Raw genomic sequence first — 14,439 nt, forward strand, 5'->3', positions numbered from 1 at the left:
GTGTGTCGTTAACTCTGTTTCGCGTGAGGCCATGCCATGCAAGAGCAATCCGCGCCGATGCCGTCGCATCGCCCCACGGTGCTGCTGGTCGATGATGAGGAATCGATCCTCAACAGCCTGCGCCGCCTGTTGCGGGGGCAACCTTATGACGTCCTGTTGGCGACCAGCGGTGCCCAGGCGCTGGAGATGCTGGAGCAGCAGCCCGTGGATCTGGTGATGAGCGATGCGCGCATGCCGAACATGGATGGCGCCTCGTTACTGGCGCATGTCCGTCAACGCTATCCGGCGACCGTGCGCATCATGCTCACCGGCTATGCCGACCCATCGGCCATCATCAAGGCGATCAACGACGGGCAGATTCATCGCTACATCAGCAAACCGTGGAATGACGAGGAGTTGCTGCTGATCCTGCGCCAAGCGCTCGACCATCAGCATTCCGAGCAGGAGCGTCAGCGTCTGGAGCGCCTGACCCAAGTGCAGAACGACCAGCTCAAACTGCTCAACAGCACCCTGGAAAAGCATGTCGCGGCGCGTACCGCCGAACTGCAACAGACCGCCGACATGCTCGATCTGGCCTACGAAGAACTCAAACACAGCTATGTCACCGGCACCGAAGTGTTTTCGCTGCTGGCCAATCTGCGTCTGCCGCCTGCCAAGCAGACCAATCGGCAGATCATCGAACTGGTGCGCAGCTACTGCAAACAGCATGCTCTGGACGAGGCCACCAGCCGCGATCTGACCATGGCCGCCGCGCTGTACAACATCGGCAAACTGAGCTGGACCGACGGCATGATGACCATGCCTTCGGATCTGCTGCGTCATACCGATCGCGAGCGTTATCGCAGCTATCCGAAGCAGAGCGAATCGCTGCTGATGACGCTGGACCCGATGAAGGACGCGGCCCGCCTGATCCTGCATCACCAGGAACGCTGGGACGGCAGCGGCTTTCCCGACCGGCTCAAGGGCGAGGCCATTCCGTTCGGTTCGCGCCTGCTGAAACTGGCGGTGGATTTCGTCGAGTTGCAACGCGGCCTGATCCTCGAGCGGCATTTGAACAGCGATGAAGCGCTGCTGTACCTGCGCCAGTACGCCGGGCGCTTGTATGACCCGCAACTGATCGAAGATTTCATTCAGGTGTGTGCGGCATTTCTGGGCGACATCACCCTGGCCGACCCGTCGGTCAAGGTCCTGACCACCCGGGACCTGGCAGCGGGGATGATTCTGGCGCGCAATCTCAATGCCGATAACGGCATGTTGTTGCTCAACGCCGGCAAAGTGCTCAGCGCGCTGTTGGTGGAAAAGCTGATTGCCTTTGAAGCCATGGAGGGCGGCAAGTACCAGATTTTCGTCAAGCTGCCGGAGGCGGATGAAACTGCCCTCAAGGCGTTGGGAGAGTGACCTGTGAGGTGACGTGATCAGCCCGGGCATGGGATCCTTGCGCTTTTTCCAGGCCGGTGGCTGACCCATGACCTCTGCATCCGTTGTCGCTCCAAACCTCATTCGTATTGCCGCTGCGCTGTTGCTCAACCCTCAAGGCCAGACCCTGCTGGTGCGCAAGCGTGGCACCACGGCGTTCATGCAACCGGGCGGCAAGATCGAGGCGCATGAGTTGCCAGTGCACGCGCTGGCCCGCGAGCTGGAAGAAGAGCTGGGGCTGACGATCGATCCGGCACAGGCGTCTTTTCTCGGCCAGTTCTCGGCGCCCGCCGCCAACGAGCCGGGGTTTGTCGTGCAAGCAGAGATCTTTCAATTGACCATCGATGCCGATGTGACGCCCGCTGCCGAAATCGAGGAAGTAATCTGGATTGATCCGGTCAGTGATCCTGCTGTCGTTCTGGCGCCATTGACACGCGACCTGATCCTGCCGTTTTATCGCCACTCGCTGACCGCGATCGCCTGATCCCCCACGCACAGGACGTCCACCATGATCCCGCTTCAAGACCTGTTGATCTTCGCCGCCGCCGCGTTGTTGATGGTACTGACGCCGGGGCCGAACATGATTTACCTGATCTCGCGTTCGATCTGTCAGGGACGCAAGGCCGGGGTCACCTCGTTGCTCGGTGTGGTGGGTGGTTTCTTCGTGCACATGTTTGCCGCGGCTGCCGGTTTGAGCGCGGTGTTTCTGGCGGTGCCGATGGCCTACGAGGTACTGAAGTGGGCCGGTGCGCTGTATTTGCTGTGGCTGGCCTGGCAAGCGCTCAAACCCGGTGCGCGTTCACCGTTCGAGGCGCAGCAATTGCCCCCGGACTCGTCGCGCAAACTGATCACCATGGGCTTTCTCACCAGTGCGTTGAACCCGAAGATTGCGGTGTTCTACCTCTCGGTGTTTCCACAATTCATCAGCCCCGAACACGGCTCGGTATTCACCCAGAGCATCCTCCTCGGCCTGACCCAGATCAGCGTCAGTTTCAGCGTCAATCTGCTGATCGCGCTGTTCGCGGCAGGCATTGCTTCCTGGTTCGTGCGCAACCCGACATGGCTGGCGCTGCAGCGTTACTTCATGGGGTTTGTACTCGCTGGTCTGGCGGTGCGCCTGATGCTTGAACAACGCAGGACCGCCTGAGCATGTGGATCGAACGCCTCGACGCCAGCCATGCGCTGGCTTACCGCGAGCTGATGCTCGAAGCCTACGACCGCCATCCGCAGGCGTTCACCTCCAGCGTGCGCGAGCGCGCGGTGATGCCGCTGAGCTGGTGGGAAGCGCGGCTGACCAGCAAGCTGGATGTGGTGCTCGGTGCGTTCGAGGCAGGCACACTGGCCGGCATCGTCGGCCTGGCGTTCGAACCGCGAGAGAAGGCCCGCCACAAGTCGACCTTGTTCGGCCTGTACGTCTCAGCCGATTTTCGCCAGCACGGCCTGGGCCATCAGCTGGTCGAGGCTGCCATCGCTGAAGCCCAAACCCATCCCGAACTGAAAGTCCTCCAGCTCACCGTCACCGCCGGCAACGACGCCGCGCTCAACCTGTACCAGCGCTGCGGCTTCATCCAGTTCGGCCTTGAGCCATTGGCGGTGCGGGTGGGTGAAGACTACTTCGATAAGATTCACATGTGGCGCCAGCTCTGATCCTCCCCCTAAGTGAGAGGTTTTTGTGGCGAGGGGATTTATCCCCGATGGGCGGCGAAGCAGCCCCAAATCCTACAAACGCGGGCTATCTGAAACACCGAGTGCACAGGTCTCAGGGCTGCTGCGCAGCCCATCGGGGATAAATCCCCTCACCACAATGAATCTTTTTGTCTCGCAAATGCTCTCGGTTTACCGTCAGTCATGAGGCACCTTGGTGTCAGCGCACCGCGCTAACCCCATCCAGTGTCGAGAACGAGGTGTCCTTGGCGGTCAGCAGGAAATCGCGCATGTACGGCGCATCGAGCATGTCGGCGCGGATCGCGGCGTACAGTGTGGCAAACAGACCTTTTTCGCCCAGGCGCTTGGCTTTTACATAGCCGCGCGAGCTGTATTCGTGCAGTGCCCAGTGCGGCATGCCGCACACGCCACGGCCGCTGGCGACCAGTTGCATCATCATCACCGACAGCTCAGAGGTGCGAACCTGCGCCGGTTCGATGTCGGCTGGTTCGAGGAAGCGGGTGAAGATGTCCAGCCGGTCGCGCTCCACCGGGTAAGTGATCAGCGTTTCAGTCAGCAGGTCCTCGGGAACGATGTACGGTTTGCTCGCCAGCGGATGCTGGTTCGCCACTGCGAGCATCGCTTCGTAAGTGAACAGCGGCACGTAGGTGATGCCGGCGATGTCCAGCGGATCGGAAGTCACCACCAGATCCAGGTCACCGCGGGCCAGCGCCGGCAGCGGGGCAAAGGCGAAACCCGAGGCGAGGTCGAGTTCGACTTCCGGCCAGGCGTCACGGAACTGGTCGATGGTCGGCATCAGCCACTGGAAACAGCTGTGACATTCGATCGCCATGTGCAGGCGTCCAGCGGTACCGCCGGCCAGACGACTGATGTCGCGCTCGGCGGCGCGCAACAGCGGCAGGGTCGCGTCGGCCAGTTGCAACAGGCGCAGACCGGCGCTGGTGAAACGCACCGGTTTGGTCTTGCGCACGAACAACGGCATGCCCAGGCGTTCCTCCAGTTCCTTGAACTGGTGTGACAGCGCCGATTGGGTCAGGTGCAAACGGTCGGCGGCATCGACCAGACTGTCGGCCTCGCGCAGGGCATGCAGGGTTTTCAGATGACGGATTTCAAGCACGGCTGGCCCCATGAGGAAAACTTGTGACAAATTCGAAGGCGGTGAGTTTGTCTCATGTTGACAGTGCTGTCGACCACTCGAGCAGAAGCGGGGCATCGCCATGCCCCGCTGCTTTTCGCCCTAGAGGTCTGCGAAATGCCGGATACCCAGCGGTTTACCGATATCGCCGCGCCAGATCGCCTCGACCTGTGCACCGCTGGCGGCCTGAACCTGCTGCCATTGCAGGCCGAGGTTGCGTTGCTCCGGCAATTTCAGGTGCGCCTTGACGAAGTCAGCAAACGGCACCTTGTCCGAGGTGTAGTGAAAATGCGCGTACCACAGCGTGCGCGGCGGCGTGGAGGTGAGGTCGCGCACGGCGTATTCCTGAAGGAAATCCTTGCGTCCATCAGCCCTTTTGCCCAGTGCCCGCAGCGGACCTTCGCGGCGGATATCCACCACTTGCTGTTGCAGCAGATAATCCAGATAGCCTTCAGTGGGCGTCTTGCTGCGCAGTGACTGATCAATGCGCAGCGTACGACCGGTACGGCGCAGTTCGCGGGCCTTGTCGTGCAGTTGCAGCACCACCGGTTCGGTCGGCGACAGTCGCTCGATGGCCTGGGCACGGGTGCTCAGTTCAATCGCTTCGCTGCTGAGCATGTGTTCCAGATCCACCGGCAGCATGTCCTGGCGGGCATAGCCCTGCACCTTGTTGCTGTAAACCGGAACAGCTGCCAGACGTTTGCGCGCTTCTACCAGCAGTGGCTGAACGTCAGTTGGCAACGTTGCTGGCGTCGGGGCGGTGCGCACTTGCAGATGGTATTTGCCACCGGAGCGCGGCAGCCAGGTTTCGCGGAATCCGTCGATGCCTTCAATGGTGATGCGTTTTTCCCGGGTGCCGGCGTCGATGCTTTCCGTGCCGATCAGCAACTGGTTGTCCTCGGTTTCGAACAGTTGCTTGCCGCCAGGCTCTTTCGGCTTGATTGGCGCACGTTGTCTGATCGCATGCCGCGCCTGCGCTTCGACCTGAGTCAGTCCCTCGAGGAACAGCCCGACCTGTTCCAGATCCAGATGCTGTGCATAACCCAGTGTCCAGGCGTTCAACTGACGACGGAAATCGGCATAGATTTGCAGGCAGTCCTCAAGGACCCGATTGCGCTGAACCAGGCTGGCGCTGACCTCTGGCAGGTGATGCTGGGTCAGCAACGCGCGCCCGACCTTGGTCCGGGCGTCTTTGAGCTGGGTATGGAAATACGCCCAGGACAGGTCAGTGACCGCATCGTAGCGGGCAATGATCTCCAGCAGATGCGCAGTTCTCAGGTAGTGATGCGTGTTGTCTCCCAGATTGCGGTTGATAGCGGCCATGTCTTTCGCCATCCGGGCTTTCTGCGCGCGGTTGCTGATGCGGTTGTTCCACAGTCTGGCCTGCTCGGTGATCGCATGCAGTTGATCGAACTCCTTGAGGAAATCCTCGCGCGCCTGCTTGCGCCGGGCCATGAGTGTGATATGGACGCTGGTGTGGTCGAAGGGCACGGCATCGGACTCGGCGACCAGTGCGTCGATCCGGTTCAGGTGTTCCAGCAAGCGGTCGCGGGCTACGGTGACGCGCTGCACGGCGCGGTCGACCACGATCCAGGCGCAGCGGCTCTGGATGGCTTCAATCTGCAGACGTTTGCGGCCGTGGCTCAAAGGTATTAATTCGACAAGGTTGTCGTATTGGGCGATCGCGACGTCGATGTCATTCAGGCAGGCTGTGTCAACGGCTGTCTGCAGGGGCTTGCGCTGGGCAATATCGAGGTTCTGATAGTTCTCCAGCAACTGGTTGGTGGCGCGGGTCTGAGCATCGAGGCGCCGGGTGTAGTTGTCGGCGGTGTTGGTCAGGGTCATTTGCCGGCGCAGTTGCCGATCGGTCCACCAGCGCGGTAGCCACTGGCGGATCGGCGCAGGCCAAAGCGGATCCAGGCCGTCGACCAGATGTCCGAGCACTGCGCCGCCGCCAGGACCGCCACCGTCCATTACCGTGCCGTGCACCGCATAGTGGGTGTTCCACTGACCGCTGTCGTCGAGGGCGATCGGTTGTTTGTAGCCGCGCATCCATGTGCCGTAAAGCCTCCAGCCACGCGGTGCATCGCTTAGCTGAACCCGATAAATGCGGCCCTGACGAACGATGAAATCGCCATCGGCGTGACGGTAGACGTTGCGATAGACACCGTGGGTGGCCGGGTGCAGGCCGGCCAGGGAAATGTCGAATTCGTACTCGTAACCCTTGAAGCGGTCGAGCGACTGCCGGGCCCGTTGCCAGGACGACGACATGGTGGCGAATCCGCCCAGGGCCGCGCCTTGCCGCTGACGGGTGGCCAGACGTGCTGCTGCGGGGGCCGAGACGGTTCCGGGCAGCACATCCATTGCCGCGTCGATCAGTGACAGCAGCACCGCTTCCACCTCGGCCAGACCATGCCCGAGCTCGCCGCGCAAGAACGCCGCGACGGCCAGATTGGCGCTGTTCCAGGCGTCATACAGGGCCACTGCCGCCCCCACGAACGGCACCATGCCGATGGCCATTTTCAGATAGTTGAACAATGCCCCGGATTTCAGTGCACAGCGTTCCAGATACAACGCATCGTTGGAACGCGAACTGCTGCGATGGGCTTCCAGCAACCGACCCATGTGCACGTTCAATAGATGAGTGGCCAGCGATGTGGTCGCCGGCCAAGCCATTCCGACGCCGATCAGGGCATCGAAATTGCGCAATTGCGCCTGATTGATACGGCTGACATGGCTGGCAAAATCGCCGCTCACGGCGCGTCCGGCCAGGTAATTGACCATTTTGCTGTCCATACAACGCCTGAACAGATCCATTCGGGCCTGTTCCAGCGTCGGGTACTGCCGCAGGAAGATGGCGTCGGTGCTGTCGGGCAGGTAGAGCAGGGTCAGGCCATTGTTCTGTTCGACAATGAACGTCAGCCCGGCGAGCGTGCTCGGTCCCTGATGCGCGGTGTCCTCTCCACCAACCGTCAGCTGCACCGGCAGCAGCGCGATGCGCTTCCCATCAACGGCATACGCTTGGGGTGAAGTCGCATCGATGGCGACCTTCAGTACGGCATGGCCGGCACTGTCGATGTGCCGTTGCAGCAGGGCGAATTCACCTTGCAACCTGAGCATCAGCCGCCATGGTTCGCTCAGGCATTCGCGACGCCAGGCCTGCTGAAACGCAGGTTCTGTCGGCGCGCCGAAAAACACTTGGCGAATCTGTTCTTCGTAACGTCCGGGCAGATCGAGCTCGGTCACCAGTTTGCGCAAGTAGACCGGGTTGAGTCCGGCTTCGACGCGCTGCCGATCGGTTTCGTCCTCGGCACGGATCCTGGCCTGCATGAACGACAGTCGCCACCACATGGCTTGATCGATGTTGTGCTGTGCCAGTTGTTCGAGGGCGAGATCGCTGCGCTTGTCGCTCGCGGTCAGGACATTGCGTTGCGGCGTGCCAGGCGCAGCCCCTTCCATCACGGTTTTTTGCCAGACCGTCGAATCGGGCAGATCGAGGCTCACGCTCACGCTGTGTTTGAGTGCGAAGTCCGCGCGCAAGCGGGCGTCGATGCGTTTTTCGGCGAAGGCCTGACGCGACGGCAGCTCCCGTTCGAGCAGCGCATGGGCGCGATGCATGGCGCCGAGGTAGTGGCTGATCAGCGCTTTGAGCGTGGTCCGGTGCGCCGCGTCGAGGTTGTCGAACCACTCGGGCAGGCTGCCGGCCAGCGCGGCGCTGCGGTCTTGCGCCTGACGTTCGGCAAATGCCCGTTCGCGGGCCTGCGCGATCGGCACGGTCAGGCGTGGCAAGTGTTGTTCGCGCAACTTTTCCATCTCGGCCTGACGCTCGCCGGCACGGCCGGGCAGCGGGTTGTCGCGCAGGATCTGTGCGGCCTGTTGTTCGCATTGATAGAGCTGCTGATCGAGTGACCAGGCGAGCGGGTCATCGGTCAGTGGTGTCAGGTGCAGGGTCAGCCCGCCGTCCTGGGGCGAGCGTTTGAACACGTTCTGCTCCAGTGCCGCACGCGAAGCAAAACGTTGCAGGCCGCCAAACTCGCCGGGCCAGTAAAGCAGCAGGCTGTCGGTGGAACCGGGGGCTAGCGCTGCAGGAGGGGCGATGATCAGTACACCTGGCAGCTCCTCGACGACGCTGATGTTGTCATCTGAAGTGGCCAACGATATGCGGGCGATGACCCCGTCCGTTGGCGGCAGGTGGTGTCCCGGTGCATCCAGCATTGCGGTGACTCGCCGATGTTCGGCGACGGACAGTTGCTCCAGCGTCCGTTGCAGTTCGACCTCCGCGCGCAGCCCTGCGATACGCGCCTGCAGCAGGGCCTGGTAATGCTCGTTTGAGCGGCGGCGTAACTCGAGCAGGGTCAGCGGATTGTGGCTGTCGAGCAGGGCCGATGCCGCGTCATGACTGGCCTGCTGAGCCTCGCTCAAGGCGACGAGTCGTTGTGCCAGTTGTTGACGTTGCGGACTGTTCGGCTCGGCGTCACCAAACAAGCGGTCAAGCGCGCGCTGTTCAAGCGCCAGCGTCTGCCGGCGCAGATCCAGGGGAATGTCGGCCATCAGCAAACCGAAGGGCGCAACCTCATCGACGCTTGGCCCGGCACTTTGCGACAGAGCGGGCGTGATCGGGAAAAACTTGTCGAGTGCGATCCCGTTGTCGCCAGTGACGGGCGAACTCGACAGCAGCGGTTCAACGCCGCGCTTGAGCGGATCACTACCGAATTCGATGAAGTCCAGCGAGGAGACTTGCAGTCGCTCCGGTTGCTGATCCATCAGCCAGCGCTCAAGGTCGGCCTGTTTTTCGAAGCGGAGCAACGGTTGTGGGTGTGCGGGCAGGTAAAGCAGCAGCGTTTCCTCCAACTGAAGCAGCAGCGTGCCGTACAGGCGCACCCGGCTGTTATCGACACGATTGAGTACCGGTTGCGCGACCCGCAGATCCGCCGCGACCTGGCTCGACGGGGTGAGAAGCTGCTCAAGCCTGTGGCGTTGTGAGGTGTCGAGCTTGCCTTCGGCAGCCGCCCATTGAAGCGCGGCCTCAAAGTGCTGCTGATAGAGACTCAAGGCATGCTCGCGCCGTGACAGCGCAGTGCCGGGCGCGCGGGCATCCCACCAGGCGCTTTCGGGTTGCCCGGGATGCCGGGCCATGAGGTCCAGCCATTGCTGGTGACAGTCGTTCAGACGAGCCGTGGCCAACAGGTGCAGATGTTGATCGACGTTGGGCTGTAGCCGCTGATCAAGGCCGAAGTCGGCTGTTACAAGGGGAGGCGAATGGGTCATGCGACAGGGTTCCAGAGGGTATGCAGACCGGGTGATTCCGGTTTTCATGCCTATTAGAGGCGCGCTGTCACAAGCCCATGCGGTACATGGTTATCGCTGGGGGAGTGGTTTTGTTGCAGAGGATGTACAGACCGTTCCGGCCTGATTCGTTGTCGGAGAATGACCGCTCGGCAAACTTCATCAAACTGTCACGCAACTGTGGCAGCGCGCTTGAACAAACTTCATCAGACTCGCGCTCTACTGGGGTTCTGCGTTTCGGTGTTTCTTCATGCGTTTATTTTTTCTGTTGGCCGCGCTGTTGTTCGGCCTGCCGTCGATGGCGGCTTCGCGTTGCGACGTCAATGTACCGACTGAACGGGTCGATCTGGCCCAGGTGAGCCTGGCGTACCAGAGCATCGGCCGTGCTTCGGATCCGGCGCTGTTGCTGGTCATGGGTTTGGGCGGCCAGTTGATTCACTGGCCGGACGAGGTGGTGGTTGCGCTGTGTCAGCAGGGTTTTCGGGTGATCCGCTATGACAACCGCGATGTCGGCCTGTCGACCTGGCGGCAGGCCCCGGCCGGCGCCAACCTGACCTTTGAAGTGCTGCGCTACAAGCTCGGATTGCCGGTGTCGGCACCGTACTCGCTGAGCGACATGGCTGACGACGCGCTGGGGTTGATGGACGCGCTGCACATCGAGCAGTTTCACGTGCTGGGTGCCAGTATGGGCGGGATGATTGCCCAGCACTTGGCGGCGATGGCGCCACAACGGGTGGAAAGCCTGACACTGATCATGACCAGTTCCGGCGCCGAAGGCTTGCCGGCACCGAGTGCGGCGCTGGTGCAACTGCTGGCGCGGCGTGGCGCACCGAATCGCGAAGTGGCGCTGGAGCAGCAGGCCGATCTGCTGGCAGCGCTCGGCAGCCCGGCTGTCACGGATGACCGGCAGGCGTTGTTGCATCAGGCGGCGGTGGCCTACGACCGGGCGTTCAACCCGGAAGGTGTGAAGCGCCAGATCATGGCGATCCTCGCCGAGCCGAGCCGGGTGACGTTGCTCAATCAACTGCGGGTGCCGACCCTGGTGGTGCACGGCACGGCGGATCCGCTGTTGCCGGTGATGCACGGCGTGCATCTGGCGGCGCATATTCGAGGCAGTCAGCTGAAGCTGATTCCGGGGCTGGCCCATCGTTTTCAAGAGGCGTTCAAGGCGCCGTTGCTGGCAGCGGTGTTGCCGTATTTGCAAGCGCATCGTGAAGACACGTCGCACTGGGCGCAGATCGAGCCGGTGGCAAGCGGCAACCTGCTGTAGCTGAGGTTTTGACGGTGTTGATTCGGGCCTCTTCGCGAGCAAGCCCGCTCCTACGTTTGCAATGCGGTTCCCTTGTGGGCGCGGACTGTGATCAGCTGTGCAGGCGTACCCACACCGAGACCAGCACGGTCGCCGCGATCAACCACGCGACCACCGCCACCGCCAGTGACGTCTCCAGGCGCATGCGGTCGACCATCACGTACAGCGTCGCCAGATAGATGAAGTAGGGAATGATCGACCACATGCCGAACACGATGGTCGCCTTCAGATCATCGACCGAACGGCCCTTGCCGACGATGTAGTGGGCAATCAGCGCGAAGGTCGGAAACAGCGGCACCAGCCCGGCGATGTAATAGTTTTTGGTCTTCGACAGCGCGGCGAGAATCAACACCACTGCTGCGCCGAGGGCGGCTTTGAGAATCAGATCCATCAGTGGCTCAATCCGTATTTTTTCACTTTGTCGAACAGCGTGGTCTTGGCCATGCCCAGCTCCAGACTGGCTTGAGTCAGGTTGCCGCCGCTGCGTTGCAAGGCATCGTTGAGCAGATTGCGCTCGAAGGCTTCCACCGCTTCGGCGAACGCCAGCCCCTGACCGCCGCTGCTGGCGCCGGACTTCTTGAACGCCGGCAGGCCGAGGGCAAAGCGCTCGGCGACGTTACGCAGTTCGCGCACGTTGCCCGGCCAGTCGTGGCTCATCAGGTTTGACAGGGTCTGGTTGTCCAGCTCGGGCAACGCGCGGTCGAAACGCAGCGCCGACTGCTGGGTGAAGTGTTCGAACAGTTGCAGGATGTCCTCGCGGCGCTCGCGCAGCGGCGGCAGTTCCAGCGTCACCACGTTGAGGCGGTAGTACAAGTCGCTGCGAAACTCGCCGGCCTTGCTCGCTTCGTCGAGGTCGGATTTGGTCGCCGCAATCACCCGGCAATCCACCGCCACGCTCTGGTTCGAGCCGAGGCGTTCGAGGGTGCGTTCCTGCAACACGCGCAGCAGTTTGATCTGCAACGGCAGTGGCATGCTTTCCACTTCATCGAGGAACAGCGTGCCGCCGTCGGCGTGTTCGATCTTGCCGATACGCCGTTTGCCGGCGCCGGTGAAGGCGTTGGCTTCGTGGCCGAAAATCTCGCTTTCGAACAGGTTCTCCGGCAGGCCGCCACAGTTCAGCGCGACGAATTGCTTGGTGTGGCGGCGGCTGAAATCGTGCAGGCAACGGGCGACCAGTTCCTTGCCGGTGCCGGTCTCGCCTTCGATCAGCACGTTGGCCGAGGTGTCGGCGACGTTGGCGATCAGCTCGCGCAAGTTCTGCATCGCGGGGGAACGACCGATGATCCGGCCTTCGAGGGAGTCGCGTTCGGCCAGTTGCCGACGCAGCGACGAGACTTCGCGGGCGAGGCTGCGTTGCTCCAGTGCGCGGCGGGCGACGTCGACCAGACGCTCCGGCGAGAACGGTTTCTCCATGAAATCGTAGGCGCCTTTCTGCATCGCACCGACTGCCATTGAGATGTCACCATGACCGGTGATCAGCACCACCGGCAGACTGCGGTCGCGTTGCTTGAGGCGGGTCAACAGTTCCAGGCCATCGATGCCCGGCAGGCGGATGTCGCTGATGACGATGCCGGCGAAGTTGTCGCCAACCTGCTCCAGCGCTTCTTCGGCACTGCCGACACCGATGCAGGGAATGTCTTCCAGGGTCAGTGCCTGCTGGCAGCCGAGCAGCACATGGGGGTCGTCTTCGACGATCAGCACACTAAGGTCGTGGTTCATATTGGCTCGGCAGGAGTAGGGCTTACCAACGGTAAACTGAGGACGAAGGTGGTGCCACCGCTGGCCGGATGTTCGACACCCAGGTGCCCGCCGGTGGCGGCAGCGAGGCTGGCGGAGAGGGTCAGGCCGAGGCCCAGGCCCTGTTCGCCGGGTTTGGTGGTGAAGAACGGCTCGAACAGATGCTTGCGCGCCTCGGCATCGACGCCGTGGCCGTTGTCGCGCACCCGCAGACGATATTTGCCGTTGAACTCTTCACCCTCCAGCCACAGTTCCGGCTGCGGCTGCGCCTGCATGGCGTCGAGGGCATTGCCGATCAGGTTGACCAGAATCTGTTCGAGGCGGGTCTGGTCGATCTGCACTTGCACGTCGATGAATTGCCGATGCAGTTGCAGTGACGCGCTCTCGACCCTGGCACCCAGCACCTGCAGCGCGGCGTCCACCGCTTTGCCGAGACTGGCCTGGCCCTTGTCGTCCCCGCGTCGGGCGAACGAGCGCAGGCTGGCGGTGATCCGGCCCATGCGGTCGATCAGGTCGTTGATGGTCTTGAGGTTGGTGCTGGCGACGTCGAGCTGGCCGCGTTCGAGGAACCGAATGGTGTTGCCAGAGAGGGTGCGCATCGCCGCCAGCGGCTGGTTCAATTCGTGGGCAATGCTGGTCGACATCTGGCCGATGGCTGCGAGTTTGCCGGCCTGCACCAGTTCGTCCTGAGCGCGGCGCAGGGTTTCTTCGGCCTGCCGTCGTTCGCGGATCTGGCTCTTGAGGCGTTCGTTGCTGGCGCGCAGGTCGCCGGTGCGTTCGGTAATCCGTCGTTCGAGTTGACCGTTGGCTTCCTGCAAGGCTTCGCGAGCGGCGAGGCGGGTGGCGATGACCTTGCGCCGCTCGTTCCAGGCAATCAGCAGGAACGCCACCAGAGCGAACGCCACCGCCACCAGAATGCCTTGGTTGATCGCTTCACGGCGCAGGTCCTGCAACGGCGTGAGCAAGGTGAAATTCCACGGTGTGTCGCTCAGTGGCCGGGTCTGAGCCAGATAGCTGATGCTGTCGTCATCGGCGCTCACTTCGCTGTTGGCGGGGAAGGTCAGTTTCTCCACGCCTTCGGCCAGGGTTTCGCGGGCCAGTGGTTGCAGTTCGTTGAGCGGGAACCAGTAATACTGCAGGCTGCGGGCGAGCTTCTCTTTGGTTTCATCGCTCAGCGGAACCACCGATTTCAGGCGCCGCGCCGGATCGCTGGAAAGAATGATGATGCCGTTCTCGTCGCTGACGAAGGCTTCCAGACGGGCGCGCTGCCAGCGTTCTTCCAGGGCTTCGAGACGCACTTTGACCACGGCGACGCCAATGATCTTGCCGTGCTCTTCCAGGCCGTGGGCCAGGTAGTAACCGGGTTCGCCGCTTGTGCTGCCGATGCCGTAGAAACGTCCGGGCTCGCCGCGCACGGCTTTCTGGAAATAGGCGCGGAACGACAGGTCTTCACCGAGGTAACTGTCGACGTCGCGCCAGTTGCTGGTGGCCATCACGCGGCCGGTGGTGTCCATGACATAGATGGCCCGACTGCGGCTGCGCCGGTTCAGGCCTTCAAGGTAAGCATTGACCGTTTGCCGGTGTTCCGGGGTTGGATCGGCCAGCAATTGCGGGACGCTGGTTTCCAGTTCCAGCAGGCTGGGCAGGTAGGTGTATTTGCTGATCTCGCTTTCGACGGTGCGCGCGTGCAGTTCAAGCTGACGCTGGCCGTTTTCGCTGAGGCTGCGGATGCCGAAATGTTCACTGGTCCAGAAACCGGCGTAACCCAGTCCGATCATCAGCACGATGATCAGCGGCGGCAGAAACAGATGGCGAATCAGACGAGGCTTCACGGCAAGTGATGGCGGCGCTGCGCGATAGAGATTGGGGTCGCATTTCATCACAGTTGCCT

Annotated in this window: 10 protein-coding genes; 5 read left to right on the plus strand and 5 right to left on the minus strand. The window is 62.2% G+C overall.

Annotated features, from left to right (window positions below; translation table 11 throughout):
• Positions 1-36 precede the first annotated feature (36 nt).
• The 4 genes from OC71_RS10460 to OC71_RS10475 all read left to right on the plus strand — a co-directional run bounded on the left by OC71_RS10460 (position 37) and on the right by OC71_RS10475 (position 3,063).
• Positions 37-1,398, plus strand: a complete 1,362-nt coding sequence (locus tag OC71_RS10460; protein WP_041068316.1) for an HD domain-containing phosphohydrolase — start codon at positions 37-39, stop codon at positions 1,396-1,398.
• A gap of 67 nt (positions 1,399-1,465) precedes the next feature.
• Positions 1,466-1,900 (plus strand): NUDIX domain-containing protein, encoded by a 435-nt coding sequence (locus OC71_RS10465; RefSeq protein ID WP_041068318.1) that lies wholly within the window; start codon positions 1,466-1,468, stop codon positions 1,898-1,900.
• 24 nt (positions 1,901-1,924) lie between these two features.
• Positions 1,925-2,563, plus strand: a complete 639-nt coding sequence (locus tag OC71_RS10470) for a LysE family translocator (RefSeq protein ID WP_041068320.1) — start codon at positions 1,925-1,927, stop codon at positions 2,561-2,563.
• Between the two features lie 2 nt (positions 2,564-2,565).
• Positions 2,566-3,063, plus strand: a complete 498-nt coding sequence (locus tag OC71_RS10475) for a GNAT family N-acetyltransferase (RefSeq protein WP_041068322.1) — start codon at positions 2,566-2,568, stop codon at positions 3,061-3,063.
• 217 nt (positions 3,064-3,280) lie between these two features.
• Here the strand turns inward: OC71_RS10475 and metR are convergent, their stop codons facing one another.
• Both metR and OC71_RS10485 read right to left on the minus strand, forming a co-directional pair.
• Complete coding sequence (metR, locus tag OC71_RS10480; protein WP_007968856.1) at positions 3,281-4,198, minus strand: transcriptional regulator MetR; 918 nt, start codon at positions 4,196-4,198, stop codon at positions 3,281-3,283.
• A 120-nt stretch (positions 4,199-4,318) separates the two neighbouring features.
• Positions 4,319-9,484: a dermonecrotic toxin domain-containing protein gene (locus OC71_RS10485; protein WP_041068324.1), complete on the minus strand. Its 5,166-nt coding sequence runs from the start codon at positions 9,482-9,484 to the stop codon at positions 4,319-4,321.
• 268 nt (positions 9,485-9,752) lie between these two features.
• Here OC71_RS10485 and OC71_RS10490 point away from each other — a divergent pair, with 268 nt between their 5' ends.
• Positions 9,753-10,772, plus strand: a complete 1,020-nt coding sequence (locus OC71_RS10490; protein ID WP_041068326.1) for an alpha/beta fold hydrolase — start codon at positions 9,753-9,755, stop codon at positions 10,770-10,772.
• A gap of 91 nt (positions 10,773-10,863) precedes the next feature.
• Here OC71_RS10490 and OC71_RS10495 read toward each other — a convergent pair whose 3' ends face one another.
• The 3 genes from OC71_RS10495 to OC71_RS10505 are packed head-to-tail and all read right to left on the minus strand — an operon-like array spanning position 10,864 to position 14,428.
• The gene (locus OC71_RS10495) at positions 10,864-11,193 is read right to left on the minus strand and encodes a GlpM family protein (RefSeq protein WP_174376830.1); all 330 of its coding nucleotides are present in this window, start codon (positions 11,191-11,193) and stop codon (positions 10,864-10,866) included.
• A gap of 8 nt (positions 11,194-11,201) precedes the next feature.
• Positions 11,202-12,530: a sigma-54 dependent transcriptional regulator gene (locus OC71_RS10500; RefSeq protein WP_041068329.1), complete on the minus strand. Its 1,329-nt coding sequence runs from the start codon at positions 12,528-12,530 to the stop codon at positions 11,202-11,204.
• The gene (locus OC71_RS10505; protein ID WP_041068331.1) at positions 12,527-14,428 is read right to left on the minus strand and encodes a sensor histidine kinase; all 1,902 of its coding nucleotides are present in this window, start codon (positions 14,426-14,428) and stop codon (positions 12,527-12,529) included. The genes OC71_RS10500 and OC71_RS10505 overlap by 4 nt, the downstream gene beginning before the upstream one ends.
• Positions 14,429-14,439 lie beyond the last annotated feature (11 nt).

The organism is Pseudomonas sp. W15Feb9B, from assembly GCF_000828175.1.
GTDB classification, from domain to species: Bacteria; Pseudomonadota; Gammaproteobacteria; order Pseudomonadales; family Pseudomonadaceae; genus Aquipseudomonas; species Aquipseudomonas parakoreensis.